20 protein-coding genes are annotated in these 18,360 nt (G+C 65.0%); 10 read left to right on the top strand and 10 right to left on the bottom strand.

The genetic code is table 11. From position 1 onward, the window contains the following. Positions 1–23 precede the first annotated feature (23 nt). From NL532_RS12960 to pcaQ, 7 genes are all read right to left on the bottom strand, one after another. Positions 24–809, bottom strand: a complete 786-nt coding sequence (locus NL532_RS12960; protein WP_023833950.1) for a coniferyl-alcohol dehydrogenase — start codon at positions 807–809, stop codon at positions 24–26. 2 nt (positions 810–811) lie between these two features. Then, entirely contained in the window at positions 812–1,876 is a 1,065-nt protein-coding gene (locus NL532_RS12965; protein WP_023829184.1) for a branched-chain amino acid ABC transporter permease, read from the bottom strand. Further along, positions 1,873–2,769, bottom strand: coding sequence for a branched-chain amino acid ABC transporter permease (locus tag NL532_RS12970; protein WP_023829185.1), 897 nt, complete (start codon positions 2,767–2,769; stop codon positions 1,873–1,875). Before NL532_RS12970 ends, NL532_RS12965 begins: the two co-directional genes overlap by 4 nt. After that, positions 2,766–3,494, bottom strand: coding sequence for an ABC transporter ATP-binding protein (locus NL532_RS12975; protein ID WP_023696244.1), 729 nt, complete (start codon positions 3,492–3,494; stop codon positions 2,766–2,768). Before NL532_RS12975 ends, NL532_RS12970 begins: the two co-directional genes overlap by 4 nt. Next, positions 3,491–4,165, bottom strand: a complete 675-nt coding sequence (locus NL532_RS12980) for an ABC transporter ATP-binding protein (protein WP_444848975.1) — start codon at positions 4,163–4,165, stop codon at positions 3,491–3,493. The genes NL532_RS12975 and NL532_RS12980 overlap by 4 nt, the downstream gene beginning before the upstream one ends. Positions 4,166–4,254: 89 nt before the next feature. Then, positions 4,255–5,553, bottom strand: coding sequence for an ABC transporter substrate-binding protein (locus tag NL532_RS12985; RefSeq protein ID WP_023739488.1), 1,299 nt, complete (start codon positions 5,551–5,553; stop codon positions 4,255–4,257). Between the two features lie 276 nt (positions 5,554–5,829). Then, entirely contained in the window at positions 5,830–6,747 is a 918-nt protein-coding gene (gene pcaQ / locus NL532_RS12990; protein WP_023685275.1) for a pca operon transcription factor PcaQ, read from the bottom strand. 92 nt (positions 6,748–6,839) lie between these two features. On the opposite strand from pcaQ, the gene pcaD reads away from it, so the two are divergent. The 6 genes from pcaD to pobA are packed head-to-tail and all read left to right on the top strand — an operon-like array spanning position 6,840 to position 11,658. Further along, complete coding sequence (pcaD, locus tag NL532_RS12995; protein WP_023687922.1) at positions 6,840–7,649, top strand: 3-oxoadipate enol-lactonase; 810 nt, start codon at positions 6,840–6,842, stop codon at positions 7,647–7,649. Further along, on the top strand, positions 7,642–8,055 hold the full coding sequence (gene pcaC, locus NL532_RS13000) for a 4-carboxymuconolactone decarboxylase (RefSeq protein ID WP_023685273.1): 414 nt from the start codon (positions 7,642–7,644) through the stop codon (positions 8,053–8,055). Before pcaD ends, pcaC begins: the two co-directional genes overlap by 8 nt. Further along, positions 8,045–8,800 (top strand): protocatechuate 3,4-dioxygenase subunit beta, encoded by a 756-nt coding sequence (pcaH, locus tag NL532_RS13005; protein WP_023685272.1) that lies wholly within the window; start codon positions 8,045–8,047, stop codon positions 8,798–8,800. The genes pcaC and pcaH overlap by 11 nt, the downstream gene beginning before the upstream one ends. Continuing rightward, positions 8,800–9,414, top strand: coding sequence for a protocatechuate 3,4-dioxygenase subunit alpha (gene pcaG / locus NL532_RS13010; RefSeq protein WP_023685271.1), 615 nt, complete (start codon positions 8,800–8,802; stop codon positions 9,412–9,414). The genes pcaH and pcaG overlap by 1 nt, the downstream gene beginning before the upstream one ends. Before the next feature lie 19 nt (positions 9,415–9,433). After that, the gene (locus NL532_RS13015) at positions 9,434–10,486 is read left to right on the top strand and encodes a 3-carboxy-cis,cis-muconate cycloisomerase (RefSeq protein WP_023685270.1); all 1,053 of its coding nucleotides are present in this window, start codon (positions 9,434–9,436) and stop codon (positions 10,484–10,486) included. Further along, entirely contained in the window at positions 10,486–11,658 is a 1,173-nt protein-coding gene (gene pobA / locus NL532_RS13020) for a 4-hydroxybenzoate 3-monooxygenase (protein ID WP_023829188.1), read from the top strand. The genes NL532_RS13015 and pobA overlap by 1 nt, the downstream gene beginning before the upstream one ends. Before the next feature lie 13 nt (positions 11,659–11,671). Here the strand turns inward: pobA and pcaF are convergent, their stop codons facing one another. The 3 genes from pcaF to NL532_RS13035 are packed head-to-tail and all read right to left on the bottom strand — an operon-like array spanning position 11,672 to position 14,521. Next, positions 11,672–12,877: a 3-oxoadipyl-CoA thiolase gene (gene pcaF / locus NL532_RS13025; RefSeq protein ID WP_023687925.1), complete on the bottom strand. Its 1,206-nt coding sequence runs from the start codon at positions 12,875–12,877 to the stop codon at positions 11,672–11,674. Between the two features lies 1 nt (position 12,878). Beyond that, complete coding sequence (locus tag NL532_RS13030) at positions 12,879–13,667, bottom strand: CoA-transferase subunit beta (RefSeq protein WP_023685267.1); 789 nt, start codon at positions 13,665–13,667, stop codon at positions 12,879–12,881. Continuing rightward, the gene (locus NL532_RS13035) at positions 13,664–14,521 is read right to left on the bottom strand and encodes a CoA transferase subunit A (RefSeq protein WP_023829189.1); all 858 of its coding nucleotides are present in this window, start codon (positions 14,519–14,521) and stop codon (positions 13,664–13,666) included. The genes NL532_RS13030 and NL532_RS13035 overlap by 4 nt, the downstream gene beginning before the upstream one ends. A 116-nt stretch (positions 14,522–14,637) precedes the next feature. On the opposite strand from NL532_RS13035, the gene NL532_RS13040 reads away from it, so the two are divergent. The 4 genes from NL532_RS13040 (at position 14,638) to NL532_RS13055 (ending at position 18,352) form a co-directional block, all read left to right on the top strand. After that, on the top strand, positions 14,638–15,408 hold the full coding sequence (locus NL532_RS13040) for an IclR family transcriptional regulator domain-containing protein (protein ID WP_023829190.1): 771 nt from the start codon (positions 14,638–14,640) through the stop codon (positions 15,406–15,408). A 209-nt stretch (positions 15,409–15,617) separates the two neighbouring features. After that, positions 15,618–16,343: a GntR family transcriptional regulator gene (locus tag NL532_RS13045; protein WP_023687928.1), complete on the top strand. Its 726-nt coding sequence runs from the start codon at positions 15,618–15,620 to the stop codon at positions 16,341–16,343. 3 nt (positions 16,344–16,346) lie between these two features. Then, positions 16,347–17,381, top strand: coding sequence for an ADP-ribosylglycohydrolase family protein (locus NL532_RS13050; RefSeq protein ID WP_023829191.1), 1,035 nt, complete (start codon positions 16,347–16,349; stop codon positions 17,379–17,381). Beyond that, positions 17,378–18,352: a PfkB family carbohydrate kinase gene (locus tag NL532_RS13055; protein ID WP_023829192.1), complete on the top strand. Its 975-nt coding sequence runs from the start codon at positions 17,378–17,380 to the stop codon at positions 18,350–18,352. Before NL532_RS13050 ends, NL532_RS13055 begins: the two co-directional genes overlap by 4 nt. The last annotated feature ends 8 nt before the right edge of the window (positions 18,353–18,360 follow it).

Here is an 18,360-nt window from a genome sequence, read left to right on the forward strand (position 1 = left end):
CTCCCACTTTTCGGGATCATGGTCTAGAAGCCGAGTACCTCGGCATTGATCGATGCTTCAAGCCCACCGTCAACCGGCACATTGACGCCGTTGACCCAGCGTGCGCCGTCCGAGCACAGGAACAGCACGACAGGCGCGATGTCGCCCGAGGTTCCGGCGCGCCCGACCCTGGCGATGTCGCTGTCCACGCGGGCGTCACCCAGCACATTGCGGAACTGTTTGAGGATCGGCGTCTCGACCGGGCCGGGGCTCACTGCATTGACGCGGATGCCGCGGCTCCTGAACAGGTCCTGATGTGCGGCGCGCTGCGTCCACAACAGCAGCAGCTCCTTGGAAACGGGATAGCCTTCCTCGTTCTTCACCTGATGGTCGGCGATCATCTTCGCCACATCGGGAAAGCCTTCGATGCCGACCATCGATGCCGCGCGGTTGAGATTGGCGCGCCAGCCATAGCCGGCGATCGAGGCGACGTTGACCACGGCGCCGCCTTCACGAAGTCTTGGTGCGAGGCCTTCCGAGAGCGCGCGCAGGCCGTAGAAGTTGACGGCCAGTGTCGACACCGCACCGGTGTTGCCGGGGAGGCCGGCGACATTGCAGAGCGCATCGATGCGCTGCGGCAGGCGCCCGAGGAGATCGTCGACGCCGGCCTTGGATGAGATGTCAGCCTTGACGAAACTGCCGGCCGATGCTGCCGGTTCACGCACGTCGACGCCGATCACGTCAGCGCCCAGTTGGCCGGCAAGTTCGGCCGTGAGAGCGCCGATACCAGAGGCGACACCGGTGATGAGGATGGTCTTGCCGAACAGCATGGTCACGCCTTTTCTGGATGCGTTGCGGCCTGTTGCGGCGAGGGCGCCGCGTCACTATCGCCGGCGTTTGCCGGCAGCCTGACCCGGTAGCCGACCGGTAGCAGGCGCAGGCCAAAGCGCTCCTCCAGCGTTCCCCACAGGCCGCGCGGCAGGAACAGCGAGAACAGCACCGCCGTGGCGCCGAGGCCGATCAGATACCAGACGCCGGCGCCGCCGAACCAGGTCTCGATGAGGAAGAACAGCAGCGCACCCAGAATGGCGCCCTCGAAGGTGCCGATGCCGCCGACCAGCACCATGAAGATCATGTAGGCGGTCCACTGGACGTTGAAGTAGGTTTTCGGCTGGAAGGTGATCGACGTGGCCAACCACAGCGCGCCGGCCATGCCGATGCCGAAGGCGGCGAGCACGAAGAGCAGCCGCTTGGTTCCGGTGACGCGCACGCCGACCGATGCCGCGGCCTCCTCATTGTCCCTGATGGCGCGGATGGCCGCACCCGTGCTGTCACGCAGCAGGCTAAACAGGATGGCAAGAAGCGCCGTCATCGCGGCCAGCGCCAGCCAGTAGATCGTCGCCCGCCTGGAACCGGCGTCATAGATGTTGAGCGAGATCAGCGACGTCCCGGTCTCGCCTTGCACCAGCCGGTCGAGATTGACCAGCAGATGGGTGAGCGCCGCGATCACCCACATGCCGATGGCGAACTCGCCGTTCTTCAGCTTCAGCATGAACAGCGACATTGGCCAGGAGATCGCGCCGACAATGATCGCCGAGACAAACAGAGAAGCGAACGGGTTGAGGCCTGCATCGGCCAGGCGGATGGTGAAATAGGCGCCGAGGCCGAAGAACACTTGCTGTCCCACCGAAACCAGCCCGCCGAAGCCGGCCAGCGCATTCCACATCGCCGCCAGGATCACATAGATGAACAAGGCGGTCATGCGGTCGACGGCGCCGGCCGACAGGAAATGCGGCGCAACAGCGAGCAGCGCGATGATGACGACAACCGCAATCGCCGAGATGCGCGAGGCGGAGGTGCCGCGCTCGATAACGGGGGCGTTTAAAACCGAGCTCATGATGCTTTCCTCGCGGGCAGGCGCAGCAGGCCGCGCAGGCCGAGGCCGGAGGTGGAGAGCCGGATGAACAGCACGATCAGGAAGGCGACATGGCCGCCGATCAGAAAACCTTGCGGATGGATCTGCGCGCCGAGCGTCTGGGCGAGCGCCAGAACGATGCCGCCGACCAGCGTGCCCCATAGCGAACCGGCGCCGCCGATCACCGCCGCCTCGAAAGCGAACAGCAATTGAGGTGCGCCGGTATAGGGATCGAAGGTGGCGCGCATGCCGAGGAAGGCACCGGCAAGACCGACCGTGACCATGGCGATGGCGGCCGCGAGGGCGTTGGCGCGGCGCGCATCGACGCCGACGAGACCGGCCGTGTCGGGATCTTCCGACGTGGCGCGGATCGAGCGGCCAAGCCACGTGCGGGTGAGGAACAGCTGCAGTCCGCCAAGCAATATGACGGCGGCGGCGAACATGATCACGGCAAGCTTGCCGACATAGATGCTGCCCGGCCATTCCCAGGAATCGTAGGAGAGGCTGCCGATATAGGGCGCCAGCGAACGTGTGTCGGCGCCGAACTGCTCGAACAGCGCATTGTCGATGACGATGGCGAGGCCGAACGTGGTCAGGATCGGCAGCAGCGCGCCTCCGCGGGCGCTGCGCTCGAGCAGGAAGCGCTGCAGCGCCCAGCCGATGGCCGCCATCAGCGGCAGCACGATGAGCAGGCCGACGAAGGGCGAGATATGGAATTGCGAGGCGAGCCACCACAGCGCGTAGGCGGAAAACACGGCCAGGCTGCCATGCGCGAGGTTGATGATGCGCATCACCGAAAACATGAAGGAGAGGCCGCAGGCGATCAGCGCGTAGTAGCCGCCGAGCAGGATGCCCTGGACGATCTGGTTGCTCATGCCGGCACACTCCCGGCGCTTTTTCTGTGCAGGCCGAAATAGGCTTTCGTCACTTCATCGCGGGACATGCCCTTGCTCGGGCCTTCCAGCGCGACGCGTCCTTCGAGCATGCAGATGACCTTGTCCGAGACCGAGAGCGCGCGATTGAGGTCCTGTTCGACCAGGATGATCGTCGTGCCGGAGCTGATCAGCCCTTGCAGCGAAGCGTAGACGCGATCGACCACCAGCGGCGACAGGCCGAGCGAGACCTCGTCGAGCAGCAGCAGCTCCGGATTGCTCATCAACGCGCGGCCGATGGCGGTGGCCTGCTGCTCGCCACCGGAGAGATGCCCGGTCTTGGCGTGGCGGCGCGGCTTCAGATTGGGGAACGTGTCGAGCACCCTTTCCACGCTCCAGTCGCCGGGCCGGCCGGCGGTCTTGCCGAGCAGAAGGTTCTCCTCGACCGTCATCTGCACGAACAGCTTTCGTCCTTCCGGCACCAGCGCCACACCCATGCCGACGCGCTTGTGCGACGGCACGCCGGTGATGTCGGCGCTGTCCAGCAGCACACGGCCGGCAGTCGGCTGATGCGCGCCGGCGATTGCCCTGAGCAGCGTCGTCTTGCCGGCGCCGTTGGCGCCGACCAGCGCCAGCGTTTCGCGGCGCTCGATCGTAAAGCTCACACCGCGCACCGCCTGCAACAGGCCGTGGCGGACGACCAGATTCTCGATTGCGAGCAGGCTCATTTCGGGCCTCCACCGAGATAGGCGCGCACGACTTCGGGATCGGCCATCACGGCTTGCGGCTCGCCATCGGCAATGATCTTTCCGGCATCCATGCAGATCAGCCGCTCGGCCACCTGCAGCAGGATGTGGACGATGTGCTCGATCCAGACGATGCCGATCTTGCGCCGGCGCAATTCCTTGATGGTATCGACGAGTTCGCTCGCCTCGCCATCGGTCAGTCCGCCGCCGATCTCGTCGAGCAGAAGCAGGGTCGGCCTTGCGGCAAGCGCGCGGGCCAGTTCCAGCCGCTTGCGGTCGAGCAGGCCGAGTGTCTCGGCGCGTCGGTTGGCGACGCCCAGCATGCCGCACAGTTTCAGCGACGCCAACGCCGCTTCATAGGCCTCGTCGCGGGCGAGACCCGCCCCATGCGACGCGGCGACGAAGACGTTTTCGAACGTGGTCATGCCGCTGAACGGTTTCGGCACCTGGTGCGTGCGCACCAGGCCGAGACGACAGCGCGCCGTGGCCGGCAGCGCCGTCACGTCGCCGCCCTTGAAGGCGACCGTGCCGGCGCTCGGCGGGAAGGCGCCTGACAAGATGCTGAGCAGCGTCGTCTTGCCGGCGCCGTTCGGGCCGACGATGCCGACGGCCTCAGCGGCATTCATGGCGAAGTCGACATCGTCGAGCACCACCAGCGCGCCGAAGCGTTTCTGGATGCCGGCAGCGCGGAGGATCGCGGCGTTTGCTGAACCGTTCACGATGCGACCCCCGTAGCCGTCCGTCAGCCGTTATACGGCTGGAGCTTGGCCTCGACCGGAACCTTCGGGTCGGTGGCGTTCTCGGTCACGACGTAGTCGAGCGGGAATTTGCCGCCTTCCTTGGCCGCCACCCATTGGGTGCCGATGATCGGGCCGGGAGAGACATTGGCGACCGGGCCGCTGGTGAAGTCGACCTTGCCGATCATGGTCTCGGTGTTGAGCGTGCTCAGCGCCTTGGCGACGGCCGCCTTGTCCTTGGCGTCGGTGCTTGCCTTCAGGGCCTCGAAGCCGGCGTCGAGCAGCGACATCGAGGCGCCGAGCTGCTGCGTCCATTGCTTGCCGCTGGCGGCCTCATAACCGTCGGCCAGTTCGGTCCCCGAAACGCCGGTCAGCGGCGACTTGTAGGGGAAGGCCTTGTGCCAGTAAGCGGCGCTCGAAATCTTGTTGCCGAGATCGCCGAGCGCCTCGATGTCGGACGGGAACAGCCCGGTCTTGGCGACCTGGCAGATCTTGATCTGCTTGATCAGGCCTTGCTGCGCGGCCTGGCGCCAGAAGGCGGCGAAGTCCGGCGGGATCGGGAAGGAGTTGAAGATCTCGACGCCTTCCTGCTTGAACAGAGCGATCTGCGAGGAATAGTCGGTGGTGCCGGTCTCGTAGGCGCCGGGATCGACGATGGTGAAACCCTGCTTTGCCAGCAACGGCGCCAGATGGGTGCGGATGGCATTGCCGTCGGCGTCGTTGGGATACATGACGCCGACCTTCTTGTTGGTCTCGATCAGGTTCCATTGCGAGATGTAGGTCCGGAAGAACTCGTCGACGCCGAAGCCGAAATGATAGGTCCATTTGAACGGCGAGGGTTCGCCGGGCTTGGCGCCGCGGCCGAAATACCAGGCCTCCCACGGCATAACGGTGGAGAGGCAAGGCACGCCGGCGGCTTCGCAGGCGTCGGCGACCGGGTTGATCACCTCCGGCGTCGACACCGCCAGCATCAGGTCGACGGCCTGGTTGTTGATGAGGTCCTTGGCGAGCTGGCCGGCGCGCGACGGGTCGGATTGCGTGTCCTGGTCGATGATCTCGACACTGTATTTCTTGCCGCCGATGTCGAGGCCGTTGGCGAGCGCCTTGCGGGCGAGATCGAGCACATAGCCGTCGGTCTGGCCGAAGCCGGCGAGCGGCCCGGTGCGCGGGCTGACAAAGCCGACCTTCAGCGTGTCGGCGGCCTGCGCGAATGCCTGGCCGCGGCTGAGCGCAAGTGCCGCGCCGCCGGCGAGCGATGTGGCGATGAACTGGCGCCGCGAGACGCCGGATTTGCTTGAGGTCATGCTGGTATTCCTCCCTTTCCTGACGGCACCTGGAGGTCACCGCCGGCCTGCTCAAAATCGATGCCGCCCGTTCTTAAGATCGGAGATCGCCCCGGCAGGCCTTGAGGCGGCAGCGGAACGCCGCCAATGCCGATAACGGCACGATTTCGATCCTCCCATCGTCACAGTGCCCTAGGTGTTTGGTTTGGTAAAATGATATTTTGCGGTGTTTCGTTAACCAACAGGTTATGGAAATACGGCTGAAGGCCCGCTCTGCGCCAGATTGGCGAAAGGTGCTCAGGCGTTCTGGCTGGCCGCCTCGCGAATGGTCTGCAGCAGGATGGTGAAGGCCGGCGAAGGCGCAGTGTCGGTCCGCATCGTCAGGCCGACCGGCCCTTTGGTTTCCTCGGTGTTGACGGGCAAGGCGACGAAGGCGCCGCTGGAGAGTTCGTTGGCGACGACGCCTGTCGATATGATCCAGACCGCATTGCTTTGGCGCAGGAAGGCACGGCCGAAGGAATCCGAGACGGTCTCGATCTCGGTCGCAGGCGCCGTCATGCCGTTGGTGATGAACAGGCGGTCGACGAAGGGGCGGATGACCGACTCCCGCGTCGGCATCAGCACCGGGAATTCATCGAGCCGGGCGAAGATGTCCTGGCCCGGCTGCAGCAGCGGATGGCCGGCCCTCACCACGAACAGCACCGGTTCGGAATAGAGATGCTCGAAGAAGAAGCCGGTCATGTTTTCCGGCGCCGCAAGCCGGCCGACGACGAGATCGAGCGCACCGACGCGCAACTGTTCCAGCAGGACCGCGTTCTCGCCGGTGACGATCTTGATCGCAGCACCGGTATTTTCACTCAGGAACAGGCTTATGGCGCGTGGCATCACCTTGGCCGACACTGTCGGGAGCGCGCCGATGCGGATCGGATGCCGGTTGATGGCGCCGTCCTGGCGGACGGAATCGACGCCGCGCTTCAGTGCCGTGATCGCCGTGCCGGCATGGCCGAGAAAGATTTCGCCAAGCCGTGTCACCCTGATGCCGCGGCCGTCGCGTTCGACGACAGCGATGCCAAGCGCCTCCTCCAATTCGCGCAACGTCTTGGTCACGGCCGGTGGGCTGACATGGAGAAAGTCGGCCGCCCTCGCCACGCTGCCTTGCCGCGCTACCTCAAGGAATGCCTGCAGGTGACGGAACCTTATGCGGCTTTCGGACATGTTCTCATAACCTAGCAGTTAATGAAACGGCGTAAAATATCATTTTACCAAACCAAATGCCTTGTGCAATGTGAACACGGAGGATCGAAATCGTGCCATTCGTCAACATTGGCGGCATCACGCTGCACCATCGCCATATCAAGGCGAAGGGAAATGCGCGGCCGATCGTGTTCATCAATTCGCTGGGCACCGACTTCCGCGTCTGGGACGAGGTGTTGTCCGAACTGGGTGGCGAAATGCCTGTGTTGGTCTACGACAAGCGCGGCCATGGCCTGTCCGACATTGGTGGCGTCAGCTCGATCGACGAGCATGTCGATGATCTGTCGGGCCTGATCGATCATTTCGAACTGAACAATGCGGTGCTGTGCGGCCTGTCGGTGGGCGGCCTGATTGCGCAAGGGTTTTATGCCCGGCGCCCCGAAATCGTCGACGGCCTCATCCTGTGCGACACCGCCCACAAGATCGGCACGGCCGACAGCTGGAACACCCGCATCGAAACGGTCGAAAGCAAAGGTATCCAGGCCATCGCCGATGCCGTGCTCAAAATGTGGTTTACGCCTGCCTTCCACGCGGACCGTGTCGCCGAGCTCGACGGCTACTGGAACATGATGACCCGGCAAGCCGTCGCCGGCTATGTCGGCACCTGCGCCGCGGTGCGCGATGCCGATTTCACCGAGGCCGCGCAGGGGATCGCGGTACCCACGCTTTGCGTCGTTGGCGACCAGGACGGCTCGACGCCGCCGGATCTCGTCCGCTGGCTGGCCGATCTGATCCCAGGCGCACATTTCGAAATCATTCGTGACGCCGCGCACATCCCTTGCGTCGAACAGCCCAAGGCGCTGACCACCCTGATCCGCGATTTCGTCGCGGCGCTTCCCCTGAGAAAGCAGACCCATGGATGAACTGCCCAAAAACGAAACCAGATATCAGACCGGGCTGACCGTCAGGCGCTCGGTGCTCGGCGACCCGCATGTCGATCGCAGCGAGGATGCCGTCACCGATTTCGACCGGCCGTTCCAGGAGCTGATCACCGAGGCAGCCTGGGGCACTGTGTGGGCGCGTCCGGGCTTCAGCAGGCGCGAACGCTCGATCGTGACGCTGGCACTGCTGGCCGCCCTTGGCCATGATGAAGAGGTCGCCATGCATGTGCGCGCCACCGCCAACACCGGTGCGTCGCGCGACGATATCTGCGAAGCGTTCCTGCATGTCGCGATCTATGCCGGCGTGCCGGCCGCCAACCGCGCCTTCAGGATCGCCAAGGAGGTGTTTTCGGAAATGGACGGAAGCAGGGCTGGCCATGCCAGCTGATGCCGGCTCGAACCGCAGGCCCGAGAGCGGAGCCTTCTTCCAGCGCGACCGTGGCTGGCATCCGCCGGCGCTGACGCCCGACTACAAGACGTCGGTGTTGCGCTCGCCGCAAAAGGCGCTGCTGGCCTTCGACAACACGGCGTCCGAAATCACCGGTCCGGTGTTCGGCCACGCCATGCTCGGCGAACTCGACAATGACCTGATCCACAACTTCGCCAAGCCCGGCGAGAGCGCAATCGGCGAGCGTATCATCGTCTATGGCCGCGTGCTCGACGAGCGCGGCCAGGGCGTCTCCGGCGCGCTGCTCGAATTCTGGCAGGCCAATTCAGGCGGCCGTTACCGCCACAAGAAGGACGGCTATCTCGCGCCGCTCGATCCGAATTTCGGCGGCTGCGGCCGCACCATCACCGATGCCGATGGCGGCTATGCCTTTCGCACGGTGAAGCCCGGTCCCTATCCCTGGCCGAACGGGCCCAATGACTGGCGGCCATCGCACATCCATTTCTCGGTGTTCGGCCACGGCTTCGCACAGCGGCTGATCACGCAGATGTATTTCGAGGGCGACCCGCTGATCTGGCGGTGCCCGATCGTGCGCGGTATCCGTGACAAGGCGGCCGTTGAGACGCTGGTCGCGGCGCTCGACATGCAGGCGACGATCCCGTTCGACGCGCGCGCCTACAAGTTCGACATCGTGCTGCGCGGGCGCCGCGCCGCGCTGTTCGAAAACCGGCCGGAGGGCAATTGATGGCGCAATCGCTGACCCGGCTGAAGGAGAGCCCGTCGCAGACCGCCGGGCCCTACGTGCATATCGGGCTGACGCCGAATTTCGGTGGTATCGGCGGCGTCTATCCGACAGACCTCGGCGCGACGATGCTCAACGACAAGACCAAGGGCGAGCGCATCGGTTTGCGCATCCGCGTGCTCGACGGCACCGGCACGCCGCTCAGGGATGCCTTGATCGAAATCTGGCAAGCGGATGCCAATGGCTTCTACAATTCGCCGGCCGAATTGCGCGGCGATGCCGATCCGGATTTTCAGGGCTGGGGCCGTCAGCCGACCGACATGGAAACCGGCCTGTGCAGTTTTCAGACGATCAAGCCGGGACGCGTGCCGTATGGCGACGGCCGGCTGATGGCGCCGCATATCAGCCTGTGGATCGTCGCCCGCGGCATCAATATCGGCCTCCACACGCGGCTCTATTTCTCCGACGAGGCCAAGGCCAATGCCGAGGATCCGATCCTGGCCCGCATCGAGCACAAGGTGCGCGTGCCGACGCTGATCGCCGAGCGGCAAGGCGACAACTATATTTTCGACGTCCATCTCCAAGGGGAGAAGGAAACGGTCTTCTTCGACAGCTGACGGTCAGGAAACCAATGACATGACCGTATCGCCCTTCGACCATCCGCTGCTCTCCGGCCTGCTCGGCGACGAGGAGGCGGCTCGGCATTTTTCGGTGGATGCGGAAATCGCCGCCATGCTCGATTTCGAGCGCGCGCTGGCGCAAGCGGAAGCCGAAAGCGGGACTATCGGCACGGATGCCGCCGCGGCGATTGTACCTGTCCTGTTGTCATACAAGCCGGACACCGCGCGGCTGCGGGCCGGTGTGGCGAAGGATGGCGTGATCGTGCCCGAACTGGTGCGCCAGTTGAAGGCAGCGGTCGGGGCGCCGCACGACGCCGGCGTGCATTTCGGCGCAACCAGCCAGGACGTCATCGACACTGGCCTGGTGCTTCGGCTGCGCCGGCTCATTGAACATCTCGACCTGCTGCTGACTGAAAACATTCTGCGGCTGGTGGGGCTGGAAGAACGTTTTGGCAGCCGTGCATTGACAGCGATGACGCGCATGCAGCCGGCGATCCCAATTCAGGCGTCGGACCGCGTGGCGGTGTGGCGCACGCCGCTGCAACGGCATCAGCAGAGACTGTCGGAGCAATCCAAGCGTCTGCTCGTGGTGCAGTTTGGCGGCGCCGCCGGCACGCTGGAGAAGCTGGGCGACAAAGGACCTGCCGTGCGCGCGGCCCTTGCCGCAAAGCTCGGCCTTGGCGACGCGCCGCAATGGCACAGCCAGCGGGATGCGCTGGCCGAATTCGCCGGGCTGCTATCGCTCATCACCGGCAGCCTCGGCAAGTTCGGCCAGGACATTGCGCTGATGGCTCAAGATAGAACCGACATCAAGCTGTCCGGCGGCGGCGGCTCGTCGGCCATGCCGCACAAGCAGAACCCGGTGAAGGCGGAAGTGCTGGTGACGCTGGCGCGCTTCAACGCCACCCAGCTTTCCGGCATGCATCAGGCGCTGGTGCATGAGCAGGAGCGCTCCGGTGCTGCCTGGACGCTGGAATGGCTGCTCTTGCCGCAGATGGCGGTTGCGACCGCGGCTGCGCTACGGCTCGCCGCCGAACTCGCCGGACAGATCGAAAGCCTGGGACACTGATGCGCACCCGGATTGTCATTGTCGGCTCCGGACCGTCCGGGCTGCTGCTTGGCCAGCTTCTCGGCACCATTGGCGTCGAGACGGTGATCCTCGAACGTTCGAGCCGGGAGCATGTGCTTGGCCGGGTGCGGGCAGGGGTGCTCGAACAAGGCACCGTCGAGTTGCTCGAAGAGGCGGGCGCAGCTGCAAGGCTGCATGCCGAGGGCCTGCTGCATGCCGGCATCTCGCTTGCCTTCGGCGGCGGCCTGCACCGGCTCGACCTCACGGCACTGACTGGGGGAAAGCATGTCACCGTCTATGGCCAGACCGAAGTGACGCACGATCTGATGGACAAGCGCGAGGCGGCCGGGCTGACCACCGTCTATGAGGCGGCCAACGTCGCGCTGCATGGTTTCGATGGCGAAGCGCCTTACGTCACCTATAGCAAGGACGGCGTCGGCCATCGCATCGACTGCGACTTCATCGCCGGCTGCGATGGCTATCACGGCGTCAGCCGCAAATCGGTGCCTGAGCGGGCGCTGAAAACCTTCGAGCGGACCTATCCCTTCGGCTGGCTCGGCGTGCTGGCCGAAGTGCCGCCGGCCGATCACGAACTGGTCTACGCCAACCATGAGCGGGGCTTTGCGCTGTGCTCGATGCGCTCGACACATCGCAGCCGCTACTATGTGCAGGTTCCGGTTGATGAGAGCGTCGAGGCCTGGAGCGACGACCGCTTCTGGGATGAGTTGCGCCGTCGCCTGCCCGAGCAGACTGCCGCCGCCGTTGTTACCGGGCCGTCCTTCGAAAAGTCGATCGCGCCGCTGCGCTCCTTCGTTGCCGAGCCGATGCGCTTCGGCCGGCTGTTCCTGGTCGGCGACGCCGCCCATATCGTGCCCCCGACCGGCGCCAAAGGGCTCAACCTCGCTGCCAGCGACGTGCGCTATCTCTTTGCCGGACTTCGCGAATTCTGTCTGGACAAATCGCAGGCCGGGCTTGACGCCTATTCAGCCAAAGCGCTGGCTCGGGTGTGGAAGGCGGTGCGCTTCTCCTGGTGGATGACGACGATGCTGCACCGCTTTCCCGATACGGGCGAGTTCGGCCAGCGCATCCAGGAAGCCGAGCTCGACTATCTCGTGCATTCGCAGGCGGCGTCGACCGCGCTGGCGGAGAACTATGTCGGTTTGCCCTATTAAGGGCAGTGCGATCTCAAACCCGTTCGAGCGCCACTGCGATGCCCTGGCCGACGCCGATGCACATCGTGGCGAGCGCATAGCGGGCGCCGCGCTCGCGAAGCTCCAGCGCAGCCGTGCCTGCAATGCGCGCGCCCGACATGCCCAAGGGATGACCAAGCGCGATGGCGCCGCCATTGGGGTTGACGTGCTCCGCATCCTCGGCGATGCCGAGTTGGCGGAGCACGGCGATGCCTTGGGAGGCGAAGGCTTCGTTGAGTTCGATGACATCGAATTGGTGCGGTGTCAGGCCGAGGCGAGCGCAGAGCTTTTGTGTCGCCGGAGCAGGGCCGATGCCCATGATGCGCGGCGCCACGCCGGCGGCAGCGCCGCCGAGGATGCGGGCGATCGGCGTCAGGCCGTGTTTTTTCACAGCCGCTTCGGAGGCGATGATCAGCGCCGCCGCGCCATCGTTGACGCCCGATGCGTTGCCGGCGGTGACCGTGCCGTCTTGCCGGAACGGCGTCGGCAATTTGGCCAGCGACTCGACCGTGGTGCCGGCGCGGGGATGCTCATCCTTCGATACGATAGTCGCATCGCCCTTTTTCTGCGGGACCGTCACCGGGGTAATCTCCTTCGCCAGCCGGCCATTGGCCTGTGCCGCGACGGCCTTGTCCTGGCTGCGCACGGCAAAGGCGTCCTGGTCGGCGCGCGACACTGAAAAATCCTCGGCGACGTTCTCGCCGGTCTCCGGCATGGAATCGACGCCATATTGTTTCTTCATCAGCGGGTTGATGAAACGCCAGCCGATGGTGGTGTCATGGATCTCGGCATGGCGTGAAAAGGCGGTCTCGGCCTTGGGCATGACGAAGGGCGCGCGGCTCATCGATTCGACGCCGCCGGCGATCATCAACTCGGCTTCGCCCGCCTTGATGGCGCGGGCGGCAATGGTGAGCGCGTCCATGCCGGACCCGCAGAGGCGATTGACGGTCGAGCCTGAAATTTCCTTCGGCAGTCCGGCCAGGAGCAGCGACATGCGGGCTACATTGCGGTTGTCCTCGCCGGCCTGATTGGCGCAGCCATAGACGACGTCGTCGACAGCCTGCCAGTCGATGCCGGCATTGCGCTCGACCAGCGCCTTCAGCGGGATGGCGCCAAGATCGTCGGCCCGCACCGACGACAGCGAGCCGCCGAAACGGCCGATCGGGGTGCGGATGTAATCGCAGATGAATGCCTCGGTCATGTCATGCGGCCTTTTCTTTTCCGCTTCCCTCATGCGCCGCCTTGGTGCGGGCCTGCAGGTCACGCAATGTCGTCAGCTCGAGTTCCGTCGGCGCCGGCGTTTCGTCAAGCGCCTCGGCGAACTTTACGATCCAGCCGCAGCTGTCCTGCACCTGCTGCCGCGTCACGCCGGGATGCAGCGACACCACGGTGAATTCCTTGCTCATCGGGTCGGGCTTCCAGATGGCGAGGTCGGTGATCAGCAGCGTCGGTCCAGCGGTCTCGATGCCGAGGCGCTGGCGATGGTCGCCGCCATTGCCATGGCCGAAGGAGGTGAAGAAGTCGATCTTCTCGACCATGCCGCGCTTGGACTGCGCCATGGTGATGTAGATCTCCTTCGACGAGGTGGCGATCTCCGGCGCGCCGCCGCCGCCGGGCAGGCGGGTCTTGGGATGCGCATAGTCGCCGATGATGGTGGTGTTGATGTTGCCGAACTTGTCGAGCTGGGCGGCACCGAGGAAACCGATCGAAATGCGACCGCCCTGCAGCCAGTAGCGAAACATCTCCGGCACCGAGACGGTCGTGACGGCGGTGTCGCAAAGTTCGCCGTCACCGATCGAAAGCGGCAAAACATCGGGCGCGGTGCCGATGGTGCCGCTTTCATAGATCAGCGTGATGTCGGGCGCATGCGTCAGTCGCGCGACGTTGCAGGCGGCCGACGGCGCGCCAATGCCGACGAAGCAGACATCGTCGTTTTTCAGGGCTCGGCTGGCGGCAATCGTCATCATCTCATTGGGAGTAAAGCCGCTCATGCCGCGCTCCTCAGATGCTTTACGCGGCCGGCGAAATCGTCCGCCGTGCGCTCAAGGACATTGGCCTGCATCCAGGTCTGGAATTTTTCACGGTTGGCGGCGATGTCGTCCCATTCGAGATAGGCGGCGTTGTCCCTGGCATAGTAGCCGTGCGTGTAGGAGGGATGCGAACCGCCTGATACCACCGAGATCGCAGCGATGGTCCAGCGCGGCAGCACGGTGAGGTTGGGATGCAGGTCGTCGAAATTGTCGACGACTTCCTCTACCGTCACCACGGCGCGCTTGGCCGCGAGCACCGCTTCCTTCTGGATGCCGATAATGCCTTCGACCAGCACATTGCCTTTTTTGTCGGCCTTCTGAGCGTGGATGAAGGTCACGTCCGGTCGGATGGAAGGAACGGCGGCAAGCACCTCGCCGGTGAACGGGCAGGTGACCGAGCGGATGTTGGGATTGACTGCCGCCAGCCCGGCGCCGCGATAGCCGCGGAACACCGCGCAAGGCAGGCCGGCAGCTCCCGCCTCGTAGGCGTTGGCCATGCCGGCATGGCTGTGCTCCTCGATCTCGATCGACCGGGGGAAGCCGTTCTCGATGGCGTCGCGGGCGCGGCGCAGCAGGCCGACGCCGGGATTGCCGACATAGGAGAAGATGATCTTCTTGGCCATGCCCATGCCGATCATCTGGTCGTAGATCAGGTCGGGGGTCATGCGGATGAGCGTCAGGTCGCGAAAGCCCTGGCGGATGGCCTCATGCGCCGCCGCCGTCGGGATCAGATGCGTGAAGCCTTCGAAGGCGACCGTATCGCCATCATGCAGGTTCTCAGCCACGGCCTGTTTGAGCGGCAGGAAATTGACCATCGCCAAGAACTCCGAAGTTCAAAAAGTTCGTGTTGCGAACATTTGTTTTGTATGAGATATTTTTACATCGCGCCGCCGAGACGAGTCAAGGCGGCGCATTGTCTTGCGGAGGCCGCATGGAGGACGAGGCAACGACACGCGACCATGTCGGCTCGCTGGAGCGCGGCCTTGCAGTCATGGAGATACTGGCCCGGCATCCGGCCGGGATGACGCTGACCGAAATGGCGGAGGAGGCGGGGCTGACCCGCGCCGGCGCGCGTCGCTTCCTGCTGACGCTAACCGCGACCGGCTATGCCACGCAATCCGGCCGGCAGTTTTCGCTATCGCCGCGCCTGCTCACCATCGTGCGCTCCTGGCTCGGCGGCGCCTCGCTGTGGACATTCGCCGCACCCATCATGCGCGACGTGGCCGCCCAGTTCGACGAGGCCTGTAACGCGGCGGTGCTGTCGGGCGAGGAAGTCGTCTATGTCGCGCGCATTCCTGGCCGCCGCATCCTCAGCGTTTCGCTCGATGTCGGCACCAGGCTGCCGGCGCATTGCACCTCGATGGGGCGCGTCCTGCTTGCGGGGCTGGGCGCGGATGAGCTGAAGGCCTTGCTTGCAGAGGCGAGGATCGAACGGCGCACGCCGAAGACGATCACCAGCCGCGCCGCGCTGGCCAAGGCCATCGACGCGGCGAGGGCGGATGGCTTTGCCGTCGTCGATGAAGAGCTGGAACTTGGCCTGCGCTCGATAGCGGTGCCGATCTATGACCGCGCCGGCAAGACCGCGGCGGCGATCAACGTCTCGACGCAGTCGGCGCGGTTCTCCGTCGAGGCGATGGAGCGGGATATCCTGCCAGCGCTGCGGACGGCCAAGCAACGGATTGAGGAATTTTTCTTCGTGTGAGCGCAAGGCTAATCGCCTGAGGGAAGCGCTGCCCCCGCTCTGTCTCGGAGACGGGACGCCCTGCGCGGTTAGCGTCGCCATGCGAACAAACGATGCCCGGGGCACCTCCTGAGCACAACGCATATGCGTGAATCCAAATATATCGTTGACGTCGCCCTTCAACTCCAATATCGAACAGGACTATACAGGTTTATTGAACAGGTACCCATATGAAGCGGCGCGCGGTTCAACTTTCTCCCGGCACGGGCAAGCCCGAGCAGATCGCCACCGTTCTCGAACATGAGATCCGCTCCGGCGTGCTTGGCTTCGGCGACCGCCTGCAAAGCGAGAACGAACTCGTCCAGCGCTTTTCCGTCAGCCGCAACACGGTCCGCAAGGGCCTCGAGGAGTTGTCCAGCCGTGGGCTGATCACGACCAAGGTCGGCATCGGCTCCTTCGTCACTTTCGACGGCAAGCCGGTCGATGACAGCATTGGCTGGTCGCGGGCGCTGGCCAATGCCGGCGCCAATGCCGAGACGCGGACGCTGCGGCTTGAAGTGATCGAGGATGCCGATCTTGCCGCGCTGCTTGGCATCGAAAGCCCGTTCTTCATCGCCGTCGACCGGGTGCGCACCAATGCTAGCGACGGCCATGCGATCTCCATCGAACGCAGCCGCCTGCCGCTGTCGCCCGAACTGGAGGACGTGCCGCTGCGCGGTCTGCGCGAAGGCTCGCTGCACCAGACGCTGCGCGGCGCCGGCCTCATCCCAGACCATGGCGAGGAATGGGTCGGCATCGAGATGCTGAATGCCGAAGACGCCGCCATTCTCGGCTGCCCGCAAGGCACGCCGTTCCTGCGCGGACGCCGGCTGACGCGTGCGGCCGACGACCGGCCGATCGAATATGTAACCAGCCTGCTCAACCCGGCGCATTTCGCGCTGCATATGAGGTTTTGAGCGATGCCGGACAGAACCAACGACACGCTCGATCGCGCCATGGGCGCGCTTGTCGGTGGGGCGCTCGGTGATGCGCTGGGCATGCCGACGCAGCTTCTGTCGCCGGCGCGGATCGCCGAGCTATACGGCCATGTCGAGGATTTCGTGGCGCCGTTTGCCGATCATCCGGTGTCGAAGGGGCTCGTTGCCGGCACCATCACCGACGATACCGAACAGGCCCTGCTGCTTGGTCGCATTCTCGTCGAGTCCGGCGACCGCTTCGATCATGCGCGCTGGGTGAACGCACTGCTCGACTGGGAGCGCGAGGTCAAGGCGCGCGGCAGCTATGACCTGCTGGGACCATCGACCAAGCGCGCCATCGACGCCATCAATGACGGCGTGCCGGCGGAAGAGGCGGGAAGCCGGGGCGACACCAATGGCGCGGCCATGCGCATCGCGCCGGTCGGCATCATGATGCCGCTGGAACCGCTCGACGCTTTCGTCGCCAAGGTCGCCGAAACTTGCCGTGCCACGCACAACACCTCGATCGCCATCGCTTCGGCCGCAGCAGTTGCCGCCGCCGCCAGCCACGGCGTCGCCGGTGGCGACTGGCGTGCCGCCTCCGACAGCGCGGTAGCAGCCGCGCGGCGAGGCGCCCGGCTCGGACATTGGGTGACTGGTGGCGATATCGCCGCGCGTATCGCCTGGGCGCAGGAGCTCGTGCGCGGCAAGACCATGCGGGATGCGATCGGGCTCATCACCGATCTCGTCGGCACCGGTGTGGCCAGCCAGGAGTCCGTGCCGGCAGCTTTCGCCGTGCTTGAAGTCGCGCAGGGCGATCCCTGGCAAGCGGCAATCATCAGCGCCAATCTCGGCGGCGACACCGACACGATCGGCGCGATTGCCTCAGGCATGGCCGGCGCCTGCGTCGGCTTTTCGCAACTTCCGCAACAACACATTGCCAGGCTCGTCGGCATAGATATGGCGGGGGTGCGCTCGCTTGCCGAAGACCTCGTCGCGGCGCGCACGGCAAAGGCCAGCAAGGATGCCGCGGCATGAGTGGGCGTCTGGTCCATATCGGCAGCGCCGTCGTCGACTATGTCTACCGCATCGACGCCTTGCCGGCGCCGGGCTGCGAGAAGACCGCGTCGAGCTTTGCGCAGGTCGCCGGCGGCGGCTTCAACATGATGGTCGCGGCCAGCCGCACCGGCATGACGGTGGTGTTCGGCGGCCAGCTCGGCAGCGGACCGAATGGCGATTTCTTGCGCGCCGCATTTGCGGCCGAAGGCATCACAACGCTGACGCCGCCATCGCCGGTCATGGACAGCGGCAATTGCGTCGCCATGATCTCCGGGGATGCCGAGCGCACCTTCGTGTCGTGGCCCGGTGCGGAGAGCATTCTCAGCCTCGAGATGATGAGGCCCGTGGTGGTCGCGCCTGATGATTGGGTGTTCACGTCGGGCTATACGCTGAGCTATCTCGGCAGCCGCGACGCGCTGACCGACTGGATCGAGGCGCTGCCAGAAAACATTCCCTTCGTTTTCGATCCAACGCCGGTCATCGCGGATATCCCACGTCCCATCCTGTCGCGGGTGCTTGCCCGTACGACATGGCTGAGCTGCAACATGACGGAAGCGGTCGAGATCGCTGGGCAAGGCGATGTCGAGGCACTCGCCGCCCGGCTGCTCGCCGACCACTGCCCAAAGGCCGAAGGCGTCGTTATCCGCGCCGGCGCCAAGGGCTGTTTCGTGAGGTTGGTCAATGGCGAGACGCAGACCATTGCCGGCTTCAAGGTCGATGCCATCGACACCAATGGCGCCGGCGACACCCATATCGGCGGTTTCGTCAGTGCACTCTCGCGCGGCGTGCATCCCTTCGAGGCGGCGCGCTATGCCAATGCGGCGGCAGCACTTTCCGTCACCCGCCATGGCGGCTCATCGGCGCCGACCGACAGCGAGATCCAGACTTTCCTGAGCCAGGCCGCCACGGGCGAGCCGGGCCAGAACCAGAAGGCCCATCAGACAGCCTGACCCGCCAA

The organism is Mesorhizobium sp. C120A, assembly GCF_030323105.1.
Classification (GTDB): domain Bacteria; phylum Pseudomonadota; class Alphaproteobacteria; order Rhizobiales; family Rhizobiaceae; genus Mesorhizobium.